The sequence below is a fragment of the Protofrankia sp. CiP1_Cm_nod2 genome (assembly GCF_920664355.1).
In the GTDB taxonomy this organism is placed as follows: Bacteria; Actinomycetota; Actinomycetes; order Frankiales; family Frankiaceae; genus Protofrankia.
Genome location: NZ_CAKKTL010000317.1, coordinates 1 through 5,014 on the forward strand (window position 1 = coordinate 1; position 5,014 = coordinate 5,014).

The window sequence follows — 5,014 nt, forward strand, 5'->3', positions numbered from 1 at the left end:
GGCTCCCGCGGTCCCCGCGGCCGGCACGCCGGCGGCAACGGCCGCACCAGCGGCCGGCCAGAGCGCTTCCGCCGCGGGCGGCGGTGCCTCGACGTCACCGCTGCGAGGCGCCGCCGCGCGCGTCGTCGCGAACATGGAGACGTCACTGCACGTCCCCACCGCGACGTCGGTGCGGGCGGTGCCCGCCAAGCTCCTCGCGGACAACCGGATCGTCATCAACCGGCATCTGGCCCGTTCCCGCGGCGGCAAGGTGTCGTTCACGCACCTGATCGGCTACGCCATGGTCAAGGCGCTGCAGGCCGCGCCGGTGATGAACTCCTCCTACACCGAGGCCGGCGGCAAGCCCGCCCTGGTCACGCCGGAACACGTCAACCTGGGCATCGCCATCGACCTGGTCAAGGGCTCCTCGCGCCAGCTCGTCGTCGCCGCGATCAAGCAGGCCGAGACGCTGGACTTCAGCCAGTTCTGGCTCACCTACGAGGACCTCGTCCGGCGCGCCCGGACAAACAAGATCACGGCGGACGACTTCACCGACGTGACGATCACGCTGACCAACCCCGGCGGTATCGGCACCGTGCACTCGGTACCCCGCCTGATGCAGGGCCAGGGGACGATCATCGGGGTCGGCGCGATGGAGTACCCGGCCGAGTTCCAGGGCGCCTCCCAGGAGACCCTGTCGAGACTGGCCGTCTCAAAGATCATTACGCTGACCAGCACGTACGACCACCGGATCATCCAGGGTGCGCAGTCCGGCGAGTACCTGCGCCGCATCCACCAGCTGCTGCTGGGGGCGGACGACTTCTACGAGGAGGTCTTCCGCTCGCTGCGCGTCCCGTACGAGCCGGTGCAGTGGGTCGCCGACATCACCTCGTCCCACGAGGGCGATCTCGACCACGGCACCCGGGTGCTGGAGCTGATCCACGCCTACCGGGTCCGCGGCCACCTGATGGCCGACACCAACCCGCTCGAGTTCGCCATCCGCAGCCACCCCGACCTCGACATCATCAGCCACGGGCTGACCCTGTGGGACCTCGACCGCGAGTTCCCCGTCGACGGCTTCGCCGGCCAGCGGACGATGACCCTGCGCGACATTCTGGGCGTCCTGCGGGATTCGTACTGCCGCCGGGTCGGCATCGAGTACATGCACATCCAGGAGCCGGACGAGCGGGTCTGGATCCAGCAGCGGGTCGAGCGTTCCGCCGAGCGCCCCGACCCCGCCGAGCAGCTGCACGTCCTCGAGCGGCTGGGCGCGGCCGAGGCGTTCGAGTCCTTCCTGCAGACCAAGTACGTCGGGCAGCGGCGTTTCTCCCTCGAAGGCGGGGAGTCGGCGATCCCGCTGCTGGACGAGGTCCTGCAGCGGGCCGCCGATGCCGGCATGGACGAGGTCGCCTTCGGGATGGCCCACCGCGGCCGCCTCAACGTCCTGGCGAACATCATCGGCAAGTCCTACCGGCAGATCTTCGCCGAGTTCGAGGGGTACGTCGACCCGCAGACCGCGCACGGCTCGGGTGACGTCAAGTACCACCTCGGCGCCGAGGGTGTCTACACCGTCCCCGACGGCCGCGAGGTGGCGGTCTCCCTGGTGTCCAACCCCTCCCACCTGGAGGCGGTCGACCCGGTGCTCGAAGGTGTCGTCCGCGCCAGACAGGACCTGCTCAACAAGGGCCCGGAGGGCTTCACCGTCCTGCCCGTGCTCATCCACGGGGACGCCGCCTTCGCCGGCCAGGGCGTGGTCGCCGAGACGCTGAACCTCTCCCAGCTGCGCGGCTACCGCACCGGCGGCACCGTGCACCTCGTCATCAACAACCAGGTCGGGTTCACGACCTCGCCGGTCTCCAGCCGGTCGTCGGTGTACGCCACCGACGTCGCCCGGATGGTGCAGGCGCCGATCTTCCACGTCAACGGGGACGACCCCGAGGCGTGTGTGCGCGTCGCGCGGCTGGCCTTCGAGTTCCGGCAGGCGTTCCACAAGGACGTCGTGATCGACATGGTGTGCTACCGGCGGCGCGGCCACAACGAGATGGACGAGCCGTCGTTCACCCAGCCGCTGATGTACGACACCATCGCCACGAAGCGGTCGGTGCGCAAGCTCTACACCGAGGCGCTGATCGGCCGCGGCGACATCACCCCGGCCGAGGCCGAGCAGGCCATGAAGAACTACTCGGCGCAGCTGGAGAAGGCGTTCGCGGAAACCCGTGACACCACCAGCCGGCCGGCCGGCCAGCCCCTGCTGGTGACGACCCCGGCGGAAGCCGCCGCCGCGGCCGCGGTGTCCACCGCCGTGTCGCTGGACGTCGTCAAGAAGGTCATCGACACCCAGACCACGCTGCCGGAGGGGTTCACCGTCCACCCGAGGCTGCGCCCGCAGCTCGAGCGACGGGCCCAGATGGTCGCCACCGGGGCGATCGACTGGGCATGCGCCGAGACCATCGCGTTCGGCTCGATCCTGCTGGACGGGCGGCCCATCCGCCTCGCCGGGCAGGACAGCCGGCGCGGCACCTTCGGCCAGCGGCACGCCGTCCTGGTCGACCGGCACACCGCCGAGGAGTACTCGCCGCTGAAGTCGCTGGAGGCCGAGCCGGGCGCCGGCACCTTCTACGTCCACGACTCGCTGCTGTCCGAGTTCGCCGCGATGGGCTTCGAGTACGGCTACTCGGTGGCCCGGCCGGACGCGCTCGTGCTGTGGGAGGCCCAGTTCGGCGACTTCGTCAACGGCGCACAGTCGATCATCGACGAGTTCATCGCGGCGGGCGAGGCCAAGTGGGGGCAGCGCAGCGCGGTCGGCCTGCTGCTCCCGCACGGCTACGAGGGGCAGGGACCGGACCACTCCTCGGCGCGGATCGAGCGGTTCCTCAGCCTGTGCGCCGAGAACAACATGCTGGTCTCGGCCCCGTCCAGCCCGGCGAGCTACTTCCACCTGCTGCGCCGGCAGGCACTCTCGCCGGTGCGCCGCCCGCTGGTCGTCTTCACCCCCAAGTCGATGCTGCGGCTGAAGGCGGCGACGTCGACGGTCGAGGAGCTGACCGGCGGGTCGTGGCTGCCGGTCATCGACGACGCGACTGTCGGTGACCGCGCCGGCATCCGCCGGGTGCTGCTGTCCAGTGGGAAGGTCTACTACGACCTGCTGGCCACGCGGGCCAAGCAGGAGATCACCGACACCGCGCTCGTCCGCGTCGAGCAGCTCTACCCGACCCCGGTCGAGGAGCTGCGCACGGTGCTGGCGGCCTACCCGGACCTCACCGAGGTGATCTGGGTGCAGGAGGAACCCGCCAACCAGGGTGCCTACCCGCACATGGCCATCCACCTGCCGGCGGCGTTGCCCGCCGGCCTGGTGCTGCGCCGGGCCTCCCGCAACGCGTCGGCCGCGCCGGCCTCCGGTTCCTCCTCGCGGCATGAGAAGGAGCAGGCGAAGCTGCTCGAGGACGCGTTCGCCGGGTAGCCTTCTTTCTCATCCCAGCAGGGCTGTCATCTCCAGGACTGTCATCTCAGTGTGGGGCGGGGTACGCGGTGTATTTCACCGACCGGGGTGTCGAGGAGCTGTCGCAGCGTCGCGGTGAGGAGTCCGTGACGCTCGACTGGCTCGCCGACCAGCTGCGCACGTTCGTCGACCTGCATCCCCAGTACGAGGACGCGGTCGAGGAGCTGGCCACCTACCTGGCCCGCCTCGACGACCTGGACGACTGAACCGGGCGGCCGAAAGAAAAAGAAAAGGCGGGTACGGACCGGTTTCGGCCCATACCCGCCTTTTCGCGTGCCGTTTTTCGCCTGTTCCGGGCGGACGCAAATGATCCAGGCAGCTCAGACGGTCAGGCAGCTCAGACGGTGAGGACGAGCTTGCCGAAGACGTCCCCGCGGGCGAGTTTCTCGAACGACGCGCGGGCGTCGGCGAGCGGACGGACGTCGTTGATGATCGGACGGACCCCGGTCCGGTCGATGAAGGCGGCGAGCTCGGCCAGCTCGTCCCGGGTGCCCATGGTGGAGCCGACGACGGAGAGCTGGAGGAAGAACAGCCGGTTGAGCTCGGCCGGCGGGTTGGCGCCGGTGGTCGTGCCCGAGCAGACGATCCGGCCGCCGGGCCGCAGCGCCCGCAGGGAGTGCCCCCAGGTCGCCGCCCCCACGGTCTCGATCACCGCGTCGGCCTTGACCGGCAGCCGAGCGCCGGGCTCGAACGCCTCGTCCGCACCGATCTTCAGTGCCAGCTCCCGCTTGGCGGCGTCCCTGGAGGTGACGAGAACGGTGTGGCCGGCGGCCTTCCCAAGGATGATCGCGGCCGTGGACACCCCGCCGCCGGCGCCCTGCACCAGCAGCGTGCCGCCGCCGGCGGCCGGCAGGGCGGACCGGTGGACGACCATCCGGTAGGCCGTCAGCCACGCGGTGGGCAGGCAGGCGGCCTCCTCGAACGACAGCGAGGGCGGCTTGGGCACCAGGTTGCGCCGCGGTACCGCCACCGTCTCGGCCAGGGTGCCGGGGTACAGCTCCGACAGCAGCGTCCGCCGCGGGTCGAGGGTCTCGTCCCCGCCGCCGGCGGCCGGGTCACCGATGACCGCGTGGACGATCACCTCGTCGCCGTCCGCGCTCACCCCGGCCGCGTCGCAGCCGAGGATCATCGGCAGCCGCTCCGTGGGCAGCCCAACCCCGCGCAGACTGAAAAGATCATGATGGTTGAGCGTCGCGGCCCGGACGGACACGGTCGTCCAGCCGTCGGGGACGTCGGGGGCGGCCTGCTCACCGACATCCAGACCGGAGAGGGGATCGTCGGCGTTCAGGGACACAGCGGCGACAGCGAGCACCAATCAACAGTAAAGCCACAGCTGACGTGACGCTCGTGATCACATCGACCGGGAGGAACCGACCCGGAAGAGCAGTCAGAATTTCCCCATCCACATCCATCAGAAAAACAACAAATAAACTACCAAATAACTACGCACACATGAAAAACCATGTGCACTACACCGCCTGCGTCGCACGGCAAGGGCTGTCTCTTATACACATCTGACGCTGCCGACGATCTTAC

General features: G+C 69.7%; 3 protein-coding genes. 2 read left to right on the forward strand and 1 reads right to left on the reverse strand.

Going from position 1 to position 5,014, the window contains the following annotated elements:
- The coding region (locus NBW84_RS22485) for a multifunctional oxoglutarate decarboxylase/oxoglutarate dehydrogenase thiamine pyrophosphate-binding subunit/dihydrolipoyllysine-residue succinyltransferase subunit (RefSeq protein WP_250287201.1) at positions 1-3,439 on the forward strand (3,439 nt) is incomplete at its 5' end.
- A 68-nt stretch (positions 3,440-3,507) separates the two neighbouring features.
- Positions 3,508-3,684: a DUF6104 family protein gene (locus tag NBW84_RS22490; RefSeq protein ID WP_013872471.1), complete on the forward strand. Its 177-nt coding sequence runs from the start codon at positions 3,508-3,510 to the stop codon at positions 3,682-3,684.
- Between the two features lie 131 nt (positions 3,685-3,815).
- Here NBW84_RS22490 and NBW84_RS22495 read toward each other — a convergent pair whose 3' ends face one another.
- Entirely contained in the window at positions 3,816-4,790 is a 975-nt protein-coding gene (locus NBW84_RS22495) for a zinc-binding dehydrogenase (protein ID WP_250287204.1), read from the reverse strand.
- Positions 4,791-5,014 lie beyond the last annotated feature (224 nt).